At 70.6% G+C, this 14670-nt stretch carries 12 protein-coding genes; all 12 read left to right on the forward strand.

Annotation, left to right across the window (positions count from 1 at the left end; all coding sequences use genetic code 11):
* Nucleotides 1-7: 7 nt before the first annotated feature.
* Entirely contained in the window at nucleotides 8-1435 is a 1428-nt protein-coding gene (locus tag DT019_RS27735; protein ID WP_114039656.1) for a phenylacetate--CoA ligase family protein, read from the forward strand.
* On the forward strand, nucleotides 1432-2469 hold the full coding sequence (gene ilvE, locus DT019_RS27740) for a branched-chain-amino-acid transaminase (protein ID WP_114039657.1): 1038 nt from the start codon (nucleotides 1432-1434) through the stop codon (nucleotides 2467-2469). Before DT019_RS27735 ends, ilvE begins: the two co-directional genes overlap by 4 nt.
* Complete coding sequence (locus DT019_RS27745; RefSeq protein WP_223279795.1) at nucleotides 2466-3107, forward strand: prephenate dehydratase domain-containing protein; 642 nt, start codon at nucleotides 2466-2468, stop codon at nucleotides 3105-3107. The genes ilvE and DT019_RS27745 overlap by 4 nt, the downstream gene beginning before the upstream one ends.
* Nucleotides 3095-4084: an ornithine cyclodeaminase family protein gene (locus tag DT019_RS27750; RefSeq protein ID WP_114039658.1), complete on the forward strand. Its 990-nt coding sequence runs from the start codon at nucleotides 3095-3097 to the stop codon at nucleotides 4082-4084. Before DT019_RS27745 ends, DT019_RS27750 begins: the two co-directional genes overlap by 13 nt.
* A gap of 58 nt (nucleotides 4085-4142) precedes the next feature.
* Complete coding sequence (locus DT019_RS27755; protein WP_114039659.1) at nucleotides 4143-4436, forward strand: DUF1330 domain-containing protein; 294 nt, start codon at nucleotides 4143-4145, stop codon at nucleotides 4434-4436.
* Complete coding sequence (locus DT019_RS27760) at nucleotides 4433-5281, forward strand: PhzF family phenazine biosynthesis protein (RefSeq protein WP_114039660.1); 849 nt, start codon at nucleotides 4433-4435, stop codon at nucleotides 5279-5281. The genes DT019_RS27755 and DT019_RS27760 overlap by 4 nt, the downstream gene beginning before the upstream one ends.
* A 193-nt stretch (nucleotides 5282-5474) precedes the next feature.
* Nucleotides 5475-6413, forward strand: a complete 939-nt coding sequence (locus tag DT019_RS27765) for an ATP-binding cassette domain-containing protein (RefSeq protein ID WP_114039661.1) — start codon at nucleotides 5475-5477, stop codon at nucleotides 6411-6413.
* A complete protein-coding gene (locus DT019_RS27770; RefSeq protein ID WP_114039662.1) occupies nucleotides 6410-7171 on the forward strand; it encodes an ABC transporter permease in 762 nt (253 codons plus the stop codon). Before DT019_RS27765 ends, DT019_RS27770 begins: the two co-directional genes overlap by 4 nt.
* A gap of 491 nt (nucleotides 7172-7662) precedes the next feature.
* The gene (locus DT019_RS27775) at nucleotides 7663-7971 is read left to right on the forward strand and encodes an acyl carrier protein (RefSeq protein ID WP_114039663.1); all 309 of its coding nucleotides are present in this window, start codon (nucleotides 7663-7665) and stop codon (nucleotides 7969-7971) included.
* The gene (locus tag DT019_RS27780) at nucleotides 7968-9218 is read left to right on the forward strand and encodes a cytochrome P450 (RefSeq protein ID WP_114039664.1); all 1251 of its coding nucleotides are present in this window, start codon (nucleotides 7968-7970) and stop codon (nucleotides 9216-9218) included. Before DT019_RS27775 ends, DT019_RS27780 begins: the two co-directional genes overlap by 4 nt.
* A complete protein-coding gene (locus DT019_RS27785; RefSeq protein ID WP_114039665.1) occupies nucleotides 9215-9952 on the forward strand; it encodes a thioesterase II family protein in 738 nt (245 codons plus the stop codon). The genes DT019_RS27780 and DT019_RS27785 overlap by 4 nt, the downstream gene beginning before the upstream one ends.
* A gap of 223 nt (nucleotides 9953-10175) precedes the next feature.
* Nucleotides 10176-14670 (forward strand): type I polyketide synthase (locus tag DT019_RS27790; RefSeq protein WP_114039681.1); only part of this gene is annotated, 4495 nt, incomplete at its 3' end.

A 14670-nucleotide genomic window follows, 5' to 3' on the forward strand; every position in this document is an offset into this window, starting at 1 on the left:
AGGATGGGTGTTCACGCAATACGACCCGGAATCCGCTGCGCTCACCGACGAGCTGCGCGGACTGTTCGACGAGTTCGCCGCGGGGAAGTGGTCGGCCGACGATCTGGAAAGGCACCAGACCGGAAAGCTGCGCGAGGTGCTCGCCTATGTACGCGCCAACTCCCCGTTCTACGGGACGAAGCTGCGCGGAATATCTGACGAGGCCCTTTCGGGACTCGGGCTCGAGGATCTGCGGAACCTCCCCTTCACCACCAAGGCGGAATTGCAGGAAGCCCAGTTCGACCTCCTCTCCCTCCCCGTCTCCGCCGCCTGGACCTTCTACGAGACCACCGGCACCACCGGGAAGCCGACTCCGTGCCCCCGCACCAACGGCGACACCATCCACAACAACACGGTCCTGACCGCCTATTACCGGGACGTCCTCGCGCCGCACGGTGACAGCCAGGTCATCGGCATCTCGGGCCCCACCGAACTGCACGCCACTGGTGACACGTTCGGCGACGTGTGCCGCAACCTCGGGCACGCCGTCGCCAAGATGTGGCCGCACTCCCCCGTCATCGGGTTCGACCGCGCCCTTGAGGTCATGCGACTGCTGCCGGTCACCGGTCTCTTCTGCACGCCGGGCATGGCCCTGAGCCTGGCCCGCAAGGCCGTCGAGGCGGGCCTCGACCCCCGCCGCGACTTCTCCCTCGACGTCCTCATGATGACCGGCGAGCTGCTCTCGCCCAGCCTGCGCGACAACATCGGCGAACTCTGGGGCGCCGAGGCCCACAACTGCCTCTACGCCTCCCAGGAGGCCTCTGTCCTCGCGGCCGCCACCTCCGACGGAACGCTGCGCATCGCACCGCTGATCAACCTCTACGAGGTGATCGACCCCGCCACCGGTGAGCCCGTGACGCCCGGCCCCGACGGGGTGCGCTACGGCGAACTCGTCGTCACCAACCTGTACACCGGCGCCAAACCCCTCGTCCGCTACCGCACCGGCGACATGGTGCGCATGACTGAGCCCGGCCTCGGTGCCGCCGTACCGGCGCCATCGGTGGAAGCCGTCGGACGCGTCCGCGACCGGCTCCGGCTCAACGGGCACCTCGTCAACGGCTACGACCTGGAGAACCTGCTGCTGCGCCACTTCCGCGGCTACCTCGACTATCAGATCACCGTCTCCGGCGACGCCACGGGCACCGACCTGCTGTCCCTGACCCTGAACGCCGAACCGGACCGCATCCAGGACCTCGACGTCGAACGGGCCGTGGCGGACTGTCGCGAGGAACTGGACACCGAGCTGAGCGTGGGCTTCGGTGACCCCGGCCCCATCACCAGCACCGGCGCCATGGTGAGCTGGAAGGCCGCCCGCGTGCGGGACCTGCGCGACGCAAACACCGGGGCCTCGGTCGAGTCCCGCTCGGCCGAGCGGATCGCCGGGGACCGGGCATGACGGCCGGCCCGCCCGTCCTCGACGCCGCCCCCGAGCAGCGGCCGACCCAGCTCGGCCTCGGCCCCTGGGCCTACGACCGCGGTGACTTCGTCGCGGCCACGGCCCCGCGGCTGCCGCTCTCCACCCAGGGACTGCACTACGGGACCGCGGTGTTCGAGGGCATCCGTGCCTACCGCACCGACCACGGACACCAGTTGTTCCGGGCCCGCGAGCACTACGAACGCCTGCTGCGCGGCTGCCGGATCCTGCGCATCACCGGCATCCCCTCCACCGCCCAGGAACTCATCGACATCACCGTCGAGTTGCTGCGCAGGAACGCGCACGAGGGAGACGTCTACGTGCGTCCCCTGGCGCACAAGCTCTCCCTGCTGCCGGGCACCCCGCCCGGCGTCTCCCTCGCCGGGGTGTCCGACGCGCTGTCCCTCACCACGTTCGGATATCCGACCTCCGGCGCGGCCGACGAGGTGCGCTGCGCCCTCAGCGCCTGGCGGCGCCCCTCCAGCGACGCGCTCCCCGTTCAGGCGAAGACCGCCGGTGGCTATGTGACCAGCGCCCTCGCCTGCGACGAGGCGCGCGCGGCCGGGTACGACGACGCCATCCTCCTGGACCGCTGGGGCAACGTCGCCGAAGCGAGTACCGCCAACGTGTTCGTGGTGCGCGACGGCGTACTCGTCACCCCGCCGGCCACCGGCGACCTGCTGCCCGGCATCACCCGGGACACCGTGATCACCCTGTGCCGGGAGAACGGGACGACGGTCCTGGAACGCACGCTCAGCCCCGCGGACCTCTACACCGCCGACGAGGTGTTCCTCACCTCCACCGGCAAGGCAGTGGCCTCCGTGGTCGAGCTGTCCGGCCGGGTCATCGGCAGCGGCTCGGCCGGACCGGTCGCGGCCCGCGTGGCCGCGCTCTACCACACGGCGACGACCGCCCAGGGCGGGGACGTGACCCACCCGGAGTGGCTCCTCACCGTCGAGCCGTCCGTACCCCTGACCCACCCCTCATCCACGCCAAGCGAAGGGAACACCCGATGATGCCCTCCGACCTGATCTCGCTCCTGCGCCCCGGCTCCCACCGTCCCGCGGTGATCGGCACGCTCGGCCCGCCCGGAACCAGCAGCGAAGTGGCGGCCAAGCGGTACGCCGTGCAGATGACCGGACCCGACGGGCCGCGCGTCGACATCCGTCTGTACGACACCTACGAGGAGGCCGGAGAGGCCCTCCGCGCCGGCGAGGTGAGCCACATCGTCGTGGCCAACGCCTACAAGGCGGTCTTCCAGTTCTACATGGACCCGGCCGTCGACCTGGCCGGGGTTTTCGTGATGGACACCCCGTTGTACGGCATCGCCAAGCGCCGGGACTCCGGGCCGGTGCCGGACGTCCCGGTCATCTCCAGCCACCCCTCGCCCGAGCCGATCATCGCCCAGCTCCTGCCGGAGCGGCACGAGACCTTCAAGGTGATTCACGAGGACTCCACCAGCGCCGCCGCCCGCGCGGTCGTCGACGGAAGCGCGGATCTCGCGCTCACCACTCTGCCGGCCGCGCAGCTGCACGGCCTGGAGTTCATCTCCCGCACCCGGCCCATCCGCATGGTCTGGTCGGTTTTCGGCGGCGCCACGGTGAGCGCGCACCAGAAGCAGAACACGAAGGAGAAGGCTCCGTGCTTCTCCTGAACGGGGACCAGGTACGCCAGGCCCTGCCGGTGGCGCAGGCGCACCAGGTGGTGGCCGAGGTGATGCGCCGCTACAGCGGCGGCGACGTCGTCCAGCCGGTGCGCACCGTCCTCGGATCCGGCCGGGACACCTCGCTGTTCGCCGCCATGCCGTGTCACGTCGTCGGCGAGATTGACTCGGGATACGGCATGAAGGCGGTGCTGCACGCGCCCGGCAACCACGCCCGGGGGCTGCCGACCCACGTGGGTCTGGTGGTGGTGTTCGACCCCGAGACCGCGCAACCCCTGGCACTGATCGACGGCGCGTCCGTGACCGCGCTGCGCACAGCCGCGGCCTCCGCCGTGGCGACCGAGGCGCTGGCCGCCCCGGACGCCGGCGACCTCGCCCTCATCGGGGCCGGCACCCAGGCGCGCAGCCATCTGCTCGCGCTGCGGGAGGTCCGGCCGCTGCGCAGGGTCCGGCTGTGGAACCGGGGCCGGGTACGGGCCGAGGAGTTCGTGGCGTGGGCGCGTGCGACGGCCGGCGTCGACGTCGAGCTGACCGACACGCCCGCGGACGCGCTGCGCGGCGCCGACCTGGTGTGCACGACCGTCGACACGGCCGAACCCGTGGTCCGCGCGGCGGACCTGGCCGAGGGCGTGCATGTCAACGCCGTCGGCTCCTCCGTCCCGGGCAAGCGCGAGCTGGACGCGGGCGCCGTGGCCTCGTGCACGGTCTTCGTGGACAGCAGGGACGGAGCGCTGCGCGAGTCCTCCGAGATCGCCGCGCCCGTGGAGGAGGGCCTGGTCCCCGCCGACCGGCCGCTGACCGAGATCGGCGAGGTCCTCCTGGGCAAGCATCCCGGCCGCACCGGCTCCACCGAGCGCACGCTCTACAAATCGCTCGGCATGGCCGCGCAGGACGTCGCCTCCGGATTCGCCATCGTCCGTGCCGCACGCCGCCTCGGCATCGGCACCGAGGCCGAGTTCACCTGCTGAGGACCCAGGGAACCAGGGAACCAGGGAATCAGGGAACCAGGGAGAGAGGACACACCGCATGACGGCACTACTGATCGGCAACGTCGGCGTCATCGGCGACGAGCAGCGCATGGCGGAGTACCGCGCGAAGGTGCTGGACACCCTGCGCCTGTACGGCGGGGGGTTCGTGATCCGCGGCGGGGAGTTCGAGGTGTTCGAGGGCGCGTGGCACCCCGAGCACATGTCGGTCATGGGGTTCCCCACGGCCGAGGACGCCCGCCGCTGGTACGCCTCGCCGGAGTACCGCGCCATCGTCCCGCTCCGGGACGGCACGCACATGGACCTCGTCCTGGTCGAGGGGGAGGGGGAATGACGACGTCGCGCCGTCGGCGTCCCTTCTCGCAGGTCGACGTGTTCACCGAGGTCCCCTTCCTGGGCAATCCCGTCGCCGTCGTCCTGGACGGCGACGGGATCGCCGACCAGGACATGGCACGCATCGCGCGGTGGACCAACCTGTCCGAGACGACGTTCGTCGTCGCGCCCACCCACGACGAGGCCGACTACGGGCTGCGGATCTTCACCCCGGGCGGGGAGATCCCGTTCGCCGGCCACCCCACCCTGGGCTCCGCGCACGCCTGGCTGGAGGCCGGAGGCACACCGAAGAAGCCCGGAGAGTTGACACAGGAGTGCGGCGCCGGGCTCGTCCAGGTGCGGCACAGCGGCGGCGGCCTCGGCTTCCGGGCCCCGGCCCCGAGCCGCAGCGGCCCCCTGGACGACGCACACCTGGAGACCATCGCCCGCGGCCTGGGCATCGACCGCGCACGGATCGTGGGCCACCAGTGGGTCGACAACGGGCCGGGCTGGGCCGCCGTACAACTCGCCTCGGCGGCGGAGGTGTTGGCCCTGAAGCCGGACGACCGGCACATGGCCGAGCTGGTGCTCGGCGTGGTCGGCGCCCACCCCGAGGGCTCGCCCGTGCAGTTCGAGGCCCGCGCCTTCGCGCTGCCCAAGGGCGTGCGCGAGGATCCCGTCACCGGAAGCCTCACCGCGGGCCTCGCCCAGTGGCTCATCGGTACGGGCAGGGCCCCGCGCGACTTCCGGGTCGGCCAGGGCGCGTGCCTGGGACGGCAGGGCGTGCTCACCGTGGAGAGCCTGGGCAAGGACATCTGGGTCGGCGGCGCGAGCGTGACCTGCGTACGCGGCACCCTGGAAGCGTGAGAGCGGCGGTACGCACCGGCTCCGCACGGCGGAGACCGGCCACTCCGCGCTGCCACCACAGCCTGCGGGCGGGCACTCAACTGCCCGTGCCGCAGGCTGATTTGTTCCCCCACGACAGCGAGAACCGCCCGAGTCGGCGGTTTTGCCAGAGCGGTGACAGGCGGGCGACAGCGCCGCCCGCGACCGTGGTGGCATGAGACGAACAGCGATTGCAGTTTCAGGGCTGCGGAAGGCATACGGGGACAAGACCGTCCTCGATGGCATCGATTTCGATGTCGCCGCGGGATCGATCTTCTCCCTGCTCGGGCCGAACGGCGCGGGCAAGACGACGACCGTGAACGTCCTGGCGACGCTGCTGACGGCCGACGCCGGTTCGGTGCAGGTCGCCGGGCACGACGTGGCGACCGCGACCAAGCAGGTGCGCGCCGCCATCGGCGTGACCGGTCAGTTCGCCGCGGTGGACGACCTGCTCTCGGGCCGGGAGAACCTCCAGATGATGGCGGCTCTCAAGCGCGTGCGCTCCGGCGAGAAGCTGGTCACGAGCCTGCTCGAGCGGTTCGACCTCGTGGAGTCGGCGGACAAGATGGCCCGGACCTACTCCGGCGGTATGCGCCGGAAGCTGGACCTCGCCATGACGCTGGTCGGCAACCCGGAGATCATCTTCCTGGACGAGCCGACCACGGGTCTCGACCCGCGTAGCCGCCGCACGATGTGGGGCATCGTCCGCGAGCTCGTGGCCGAGGGCACCACCATCTTCCTCACCACCCAGTACCTGGAGGAGGCCGACGAACTCGCCGACCGCATCGCGGTACTGAGCGAGGGCAAGTTCGTCGCCGAGGGCACCGCGGAGGAACTGAAGCGGCTCATCCCCGGCGGTTACGTGCGCCTGCGCTTCAACGACGCCGGCAGCTACCGGTCCGCCGCCACGGCGCTGCGCGACGCGACCGCAGACGACGAGACCCGCTCGGTGCAGATCCCCAGCGACGGTACCCAGCGTGAGCTGCGCTCCATCCTCGACTGGCTGGACACCTCCGGCATCGAGGCGGACGAACTCACCGTCCACACCCCCGACCTCGACGACGTCTTCCTCGCCCTGACCGAGCGCACCAGCAAGGAGGTGATCTCCCAGTGAGCAGTGTCTCCACGGCCCTGGCCGACTCCACGATCATGCTGCGCCGCAACCTGAAGCACACCACGCGCAACCCCGTGACGGTCTTCAACGCGGTCCTGTTCCCGATCGTGATGATGCTCATCTTCGTCAAGGTGTTCGGCGGCGGGTTCAGCGTCGGCGTCCCCTACATCGACTACGCGACACCCGGCCTGCTCGTGATGACCATCAGCTATGGGATGGGTGCCACTGCGACGGCCGTGAACGACGACATGGCCAAGGGCATCATCAACCGCTTCAAGACGATGGACGTCTCGCGCGGAGCCATGCTGACCGGACACGTCGTCATCACCACGGTGCGGTGCCTGGTGGCCTGCGCGGTCATCGTCGGCGTGGCCTTCGCGATGGGCTTCGACCCCAGCGCGAGCGCCTCCGACTGGTTCGCCGCCCTCGGCCTCGTCGCCCTGGTCAGCTTCGCTGCCAGCTGGCTCATCATCGCCATGGGCCTGGCCGCCAAGACCGCGGCGGGCGCGGGCATGGCCGCCACCCCGCTGATCATGCTGCCGTTCCTCAGCAGCGCGTTCGTCCCCGCCGACACCATGGGCGCGGGCGTGCGGCAGTTCGTGGAGTACCAGCCCTTCACCCCGATCATCGAGACGCTGCGCGGCCTGCTGATGGGCGGCGCGTCGAGCGGCGACGCGATCGCGGCCATCGCCTGGTGCGTCGGGTTCACCGTCCTCGGCTACGTCTGGTCGGTTTCCACGTTCAAGAAGCGAGCCTGACGCGGGCCAGTTGAGACCAGTTCGTGCGCGTCCCCACCCGCGCCGCCTCGACGCACCCCCGCGTCGCCGAGGCGGCGCCGGTCTGTTGGACCGCGCAACCTCGACCAACAGTGCCAACTCGGCCTGTACAGAGGGCAGTTGGCCGGTACTCGCACGCCCGTGAGGGCCCGTGCGTCCGGCACGTACGCAAGACCGACGGCGCCGCCACCGGCCCCACAGGCCGCACCGCGGGCACGGCGGCCGCGGCCGGTGCCGACATGCAGACTCGGCGGCCGCTCTCAACCCCGTCCGGCCGGCGAACGCCGCACACCACCGCCACGGCACGGGCGGAAGGCGATCACGAGAGACTCGTCCAGCCGCCCCCTGAAGACCCGTCTCGCCGGCGGGACAGCACCAGGACCCAGGCACCGTGATGGTGGTGACGATCCGTGGACGGGGCCAGTCGTGGCCGGGCGGGGCACTCCCGGCCGGCGGAGGAAGGAAATCGGGCAATGGAATCGTCGACGCAGGTCCACGAGCGAACCGCACCGGACGAGGCAGCGGAGCGACACGCCTCCACGGGCGAGCCGGTGGTGCTCGTGCAGGAGATCGCGCAGATGTGGGGGCAACACTTCAACGGCCGCGAGGTCGGCCCGGATGACGACTTCTTCGCGCTCGGCGGCAACTCGCTGACCGGAATCAAGATCATCGAGCAGGTGCTCGAGGACTACGGCGTCCAGCTGTCCGTACGCGACTTCTACCTCGCGCAGACCCCCGCCCGGGTCGCCGAACTGATCGAGAAGGGGAGGGCACGGACGTGAGACTGACGCCGGGACCCGTCCGCGACGTCGACCTCGACACCGTCGACCTGTTCGACCTCGACCTCTACGCCACGGGCGATCCGCACCCCGTCTGGGACGTGATGCGCGCCAAGGCGCCGTTGCACCACCAAGTCCTCGCGGACGGGCGGGAGTTCTGGTCGGTGACGCGCTACGAGGACGTCCACCGCGTCCTCGCCAACCACCGCGAGTTCACCTCCGAGCGCGGCACCGTCCCCACCCACCTCGGGACGGACGACGTCGCGGCCGGCGTGCTGATGACGTCCACCGACCCGCCGCGGCACACCGAGGTCCGCAGGCCGCTCGGGGCCAAGCTCACGGCGCGGGCGGTGAAGTCCTGGGAGGACTCGATCCGTTCGACGGTCGTGCGCTTCCTGGAGCCCGCGCTCGACGGCGAGGTCTTCGACCTCGCCGAGAAGGCGCTGCTCCTGCCGGCGATGGTCACCGGCCCCCTGCTTGGCATCCCGGAGCAGGACTGGGCCGAACTCGTCCAGCTGACCGCGATGGTGACCGCCCCCTCGGACCCGCACTTCCAGCTGGGCAGCGAGGCCGCGACCCTGGCCATCTCCCACCACGAACTCGTCACCTACGTCAAGGAATGGGTCAAGACCCGGCGCGCGACCGGTGAAGAGGGCGAGAGCCTGCTCCACCACCTCATGAGCGTGCGCCCCGGCGGCGAGCCGCTGAGCGACGAGGAGATCGCCCTCGACGGCTACAGCATTTTGCTCGGCGCCAACGTGACGACGCCGCACACCGTCTCGGGCACCGTCCAGGCGCTCATCGAGCGGCCCGAGCAGTACGACAAGGCGGCGGCCGACCTGACGCTGGTCCCCAACCTCGTCGAGGAAGGCCTGCGCTGGACGTCGGCCGCGTGCAACTTCATGCGGTACGCCGTCGACGACGTCGAGATCGGCGGCGGCACCATCCCCGCCCGCGGCGCCGTCGTGGCGTGGATCGGATCGGCCAACCGCGACGAGTCCCTCTTCCCCGACCCGCACACCTTCGACATCACCCGCGAAGGCGCCAAGCGCCAGGCCGCGTTCGGCTTCGGGACACACTTCTGCATCGGCGCCCCGCTCGCGCGGATGACGCTGCGCATCTTCTTCGAGGAACTGCTCCAGCGCTTCGAGTCGATCGAGCTCGCCGGCGAACCGGAGCACCTGCGCTCGTACTTCATCGCCGGGATGACCCATCTGCCCATCGTCGCCCAGAAACGAAAGACGCCATGACACCCGGATCCACCACCGCCGCCTCGCCGTGGTTCGTCCGGCCGCGGTCCGACGAGCACACCGCCCAGATCTTCTGCCTCCCCTTCTCGGGAGCCGGAGCCTCCGCGTTCAGCGCCTGGCCCGCAGCGATCGGCGACGCGGAAGTCCGCGCCGTGCAGTTCCCGGGCCGCGAGAACCGGCTGGGCCACCCGCACTACGGCACGTACGAGAACCTGGCCGACAACCTGGTCGAAGCCCTGGAGCCCGTCCTCGACCGGCCGTACGCGATCTTCGCGCACTGCGCCGGCGCGATGCCCGCGTACGAGACCGTGCTCCGCCTCGCCGAGCGCGGCCTGCCCGGCCCCGACCGCCTGTTCGTCTCGGGCCAGCCCGCCCCGCACGACGCCTCGCGCGACCGCATGCTCACCATGACCGAGCCCGAACTGCGCGCCGAACTGGAGTCGTTCATCCGCGGCCGCGGCATCGAGCCCCGGCCCGACATGATCGACATGGGCATGCTGGTGCTCCTCCGCGACCACGCCGCCGCGGGTGCCTACCGGCGGCCTGAGCCCGTCAAGGTGGACTGCCCCATCGTCGTCCTGCACTGGCGCGACGACACCGACGTGAGCCTCGACGAGCTCGAAGGGTGGCGCCACTACGCGGACTCGGTCGAATTCCGGGTCCTCGACGGCGGCCACTACGACTTCATGGACGCGCCGGACGACCTGCTGACACAGCTCGCCTCCTGGCGATGAGAGCAACCTGCGGACCCCGGGACCGACACGGCCTCCCGGCCCGTCCCCAGTGAGCACGCCCTTCACGAATCGATCGACCGCGGATAGCCGCAGCCACACCTGTTCTTCTAAGCAACCGTTGGGGGAGGTCCTGGTGCAGGACGTCGACAAGTTCCGGTCCGAAGCGCGAAGCGCCGACGGCGATGCGCGGGCACACGGGCCCAAGGAGTCCGCCCGCGAGCCCATAGCCGTCGTGGGACTGTCGTGCCGCCTGCCCGAGGCCGACGGCCCCGAGGCCTTCTGGGAGCTGCTGCGCGACGGCAGGAGCGGCATCACCGACGTCCCGGCAGACCGCTGGGACGCCCGCCGCCTGCTCGATCCCGACGCCACCGCGCCGGGAATGATCACCACGACGCGCGGCGGCTACCTGGACGACATCGCCGGGTTCGACGCCGACTTCTTCGGCATCTCGCCCAACGAAGCCGCGATGATGGACCCCCAGCAGCGACTGATGCTGGAACTCGGCTGGGAGGCCCTGGAGGACGCCGACATCGTCCCCGCCCACCTCGCCGGGACCCGTACGGGCGTCTTTGTGGGCGCCATGTGGGACGACTACGCGATCCGGCTCTACAAGCACGGCACCGAGCGCATCGACCGCCACTCCGTCACCGGGCTCCACCGCAGCATCATCGCCAACCGCCTGTCGTACACACTCGGCCTCAACGGACCCAGCCTCGCCATCGACGCGGCTCAGTCCTCCGGGCTCGTGTCGGTGCACCTGGCCGCGGAGAGCCTCCGCGCCGGAGAGTGCACCCTCGCCCTCGCGGGCGGCGTCAACCTCGCCATCGTGCCGGAGAGCACCATCGGCTCCAGCAAGTTCGGCGGCCTCTCACCGGACGGACTGTGCAAGACGTTCGACGCCCGGGCCAACGGTTACGTACGCGGCGAGGGCGGCGCCTTCCTGGCCCTCAAGACCCTGTCCCAGGCGGTGGCGGACGGCGACCGGATCTACTGCGTCATCGAGGGCAGCGCCGTCAACAACGACGGCGCCACGCCCGGTCTCACCGTGCCCAGCGCGGACGCCCAGGAGGACGTCATCCGCCGGGCCCACGAACGCGCCGGCACCCGCCCCCAGGACGTCCAGTACGTCGAACTCCACGGCACAGGCACGCGCGTGGGCGACCCGATCGAGGCTGCCGCACTGGGCGCCGCCCTCGGCACCGGCCGCCCCGCCGACTCCCCGCTGCGTGTGGGCTCCGCGAAGACCAACGTCGGCCACCTCGAAGGCGCGGCGGGCATCGTCGGCCTGCTCAAGACGGCCCTCAGCATCTGGCACCGCGAACTGCCGCCCAGCCTCAACTTCGAGACACCCAACCCCGACATCGCCTTCGACGAACTCCGCCTGACCGTCCAGCAGGACCTCACGGCCTGGCCCCACCCCGACCGCCCCCTGATCGCCGGCACCAGCTCCTTCGGCATGGGCGGCACCAACTGCCACGTCGTCCTCCGCGAGGCTCCTGAGGTTGAGGGTGCTGTTGATGGTGTGGTGGGGCCGGTGGTGGTGACGGATGGGTCGGTGCCGTGGGTGGTGTCGGCGAAGTCGCGTGCGGCGTTGGAGGCGCAGGCGGCGGGGTTGTTGGAGTACGTGGATCTGCATCCCGGGCTGTCTCCTGTTGATGTGGGTCGTGGGTTGGTGGTGGGCCGGTCGGTGTTTGATCACCGTGCGGTGGTGTCGGGTCGTGATCTGGCTGATTTCCGGGGCGGGTTGACGGCGTTGGCGGCGGGTGAGCCGTCGGGGCGGGTGGTGACGGGTTCGGCTGGGGCTGGGGATGGGCGGACGGTGTTCGTCTTCCCGGGTCAGGGTTCGCAGTGGGTGGGCATGGGTGTGGAGCTCATGGCTTCGAGCCCGGTGTTTGCGGAGCACCTGGCGGCGTGTGCTGCGGCGTTGGAGCCGTACACGGGCTGGAATCTGATCGATGTTCTGCGGCAGGTGGAGGGTGCGCCTGCTCTGGAGGGTGATGCGGTTGTTCAGCCCGCTCTGTGGGCGGTGATGATTTCGCTGGCGCGGCTGTGGGAACACCTGGGGGTCACGCCGGATGCGGTGGTGGGTCATTCGCAGGGTGAGATCGCTGCGGCGCATTTCGCGGGTGTGTTGTCTCTGGAGGATGCGGCGCGGATTGTGGCGTTGCGTTCGCGGGCGCTGGTCCGGCTGGCGGGTCTGAGCGGCATGGTTTCCCTCCCGTTGCCGCTGGCTGAGGCTGAGGCTTTCGTGGCCCGGTGGGGTGGGCGGTTGATGGTGGCGACGGTCAATGGCCCGTCGGCCACCGTGGTGGCGGGTGATATCGCGGCGGTCGAGGAACTGCTGGCGCATTGCGAGGGCGAGGGTGTTCGGGCCCGTCGGGTGCCGATCGATTACGCCTCGCACACCTCACACGTCCACCCGCTGCGGGACGAACTCCTGGAGGTGCTGGCGTCGGTTGAGGCCCGTCCGGCGCGGGTTGCGTTCTACTCGACGGTCGAGGGTCATCTGGGCGGCCCGGTGGCGGATACGACGGTGATGGGTGCGGAGTACTGGTACGCCAATCTGGCCACGGCAGTCCACTTCCAGTCGGCGACGAACGCCCTGCTGGATGACGGGCATTCGCTGTTTGTCGAGGTGAGTCCGCATCCGGTGCTTACGCATGCGGTGCAGGAGACGGTGGAGATCCGCGAGGGTGCGGGCGAGGTTGCCGTGACGGGCACGTTGCGTCGGGGTGAGGACACGTGGCAGCGGATGCTGACCTCGCTCGCCACCGCCTACACGCAGGCAGCGGCGCCTGTCGACTGGGCGGGCTTCTACCCCGCCACCCCGGCTGCCCACCTCGACCTGCCCACCTACCCCTTCCAGCGCCAACGCCACTGGATCGATCTGCCGGCCGACGGCAGTGCCGACAACGGTTCCGACCCGGCCACCGCTGCGCTCGCCGTCGTGCTGGCAGATCAGCCCGACGACAGCGCACTCGCCGAGTCCGCCCCCTCCTCGCCGCTCCTGGACCGCCTGATGAAGGCGTCCCGCGCCCAGGGCGAGCAGATCCTCACCGACCGGATCCGTGCGGAGGTCGCGGCCCTCACCGGGCGGGTCACCTCGGAGACGGTGGACGGCGACCGCACGTTCAAGGACTTCGGTTTCGACTCCTTCGCGTCCGTCGAGCTGCGGAACCGTCTGATGGCCCTCACGGGCCTGAAGCTCCCGGCGACCCTGCTGTTCAACCACCCGACGCCCACCGCCGTAGCCCGCTACCTGCAGAGCGAATTGCTGGGCTCCGAGGGGTCCGACGCGGCAGCTCCCGCTTCCCCGGACCTCGGCAGCACGGACGAACCGATCGCGATCGTGGGCATGGCCTGCCGCTACCCGGGCGAGGTCAGCTCTCCCGAGGACCTGTGGCGCCTCGTCAGCGAGGGCGTCGACGCCATCACCGACTTCCCGTCCGACCGTGGCTGGGACATCGACCGCCTTCTCGATCCCGACCTGGAACGACCCGGCACGTCGTACGTCGCCAAGGGCGGATTCCTCTCCGGCGCGGCGGAATTCGACCCCGCCTTCTTCGGGATCAGCCCGCGCGAGGCGACGGCGATGGACCCGCAGCAGCGGCTGCTCCTTGAGACCTCGTGGGAAGCGATCGAGCGCGCGAGCATCGACCCGACCGCGCTGCGCGGCAGCCAGACCGGCGTGTTCGTCGGCGCAATGACCCAGGAGTACGGCCCCCAACTGCACGACGGCGCGGCCGGGTTCGACGGATACCTGCTGACCGGCAACACCGCGAGTGTCGCCTCGGGCCGCATCTCCTACACCCTCGGCCTCCAAGGTCCGGCCGTGACGGTGGACACCGCCTGCTCGTCCTCACTGGTTTCGATGCACATGGCGGCTCAGGCGCTGCGCAACGGCGAGTGCGACCTCGCGCTGGCCGGTGGCGTGGCCGTCATGGCGACGCCGGGCATGTTCGTGGAGTTCAGCCGGCAGCGCGGTCTCTCGGCGGACGGCCGGTGCAAGGCGTTCGCCGAAGCGGCGGACGGCACGGCCTGGGCGGAGGGCGCGGGTCTGCTGCTCCTGGAACGCCTTTCCGACGCGCGGAAGAACGGCCACCAGGTGCTGGCGGTCGTCCGGGGTTCGGCGATCAACCAGGACGGCGCGAGCAACGGGCTGACCGCCCCCAACGGCCCTTCGCAGGAACGCGTCATCCGTCAGGCGCTGGCCAGCGCGGGCCTGTCGGCGCAGGACGTCGACGCAGTCGAGGCACACGGAACCGGCACCGCACTCGGCGACCCGATCGAGGCGCAGGCGATCCTGGCCACGTACGGTCAGGGCCGACCGGAGGGCCGGCCGCTGTGGCTGGGCTCGCTCAAGTCCAACATCGGCCATTCGCAGGCCGCGGCGGGAGTGGGCGGCGTCATCAAGATGGTGATGGCCATGCGCCAGGGCCTGCTGCCCAAGACCCTGCACGTGGATCAGCCGTCCTCACACGTGGACTGGGCCGAGGGCGCGGTGGAACTCATCACCGAGAACCGGGCCTGGCCGCAGACCGACCACCCGCGACGCGCCAGCGTCTCGTCGTTCGGTATCAGCGGTACGAATGCGCATCTCATCGTCGAGGAGGCTCCTGAGGTTGAGGGTGCTGTTGATGGTGTGGTGGGGCCGGTGGTGGTGACGGATGGGTCGGTGCCGTGGGTGGTGTCGGCGAAGTCGCGTGCGGCGTTGGAGG

This window comes from Streptomyces sp. SDr-06 (assembly GCF_003324565.1).
Lineage (GTDB): Bacteria > Actinomycetota > Actinomycetes > Streptomycetales > Streptomycetaceae > Streptomyces.

Bases quoted from the DNA above. Each gene is read 5' to 3' on its own strand.
- ilvE (WP_114039657.1), top strand. From the start codon at position 1,432: ATGACGGCCGGCCCGCCCGTCCTCGACGCCGCCCCCGAGCAGCGGCCG.
- DT019_RS27745 (WP_223279795.1), top strand. From the start codon at position 2,466: ATGATGCCCTCCGACCTGATCTCGCTCCTGCGCCCCGGCTCCCACCGT.
- DT019_RS27755 (WP_114039659.1), top strand. From the start codon at position 4,143: ATGACGGCACTACTGATCGGCAACGTCGGCGTCATCGGCGACGAGCAG.
- DT019_RS27760 (WP_114039660.1), top strand. From the start codon at position 4,433: ATGACGACGTCGCGCCGTCGGCGTCCCTTCTCGCAGGTCGACGTGTTC.
- DT019_RS27765 (WP_114039661.1), top strand. From the start codon at position 5,475: ATGAGACGAACAGCGATTGCAGTTTCAGGGCTGCGGAAGGCATACGGG.
- DT019_RS27775 (WP_114039663.1), top strand. From the start codon at position 7,663: ATGGAATCGTCGACGCAGGTCCACGAGCGAACCGCACCGGACGAGGCA.
- DT019_RS27785 (WP_114039665.1), top strand. From the start codon at position 9,215: ATGACACCCGGATCCACCACCGCCGCCTCGCCGTGGTTCGTCCGGCCG.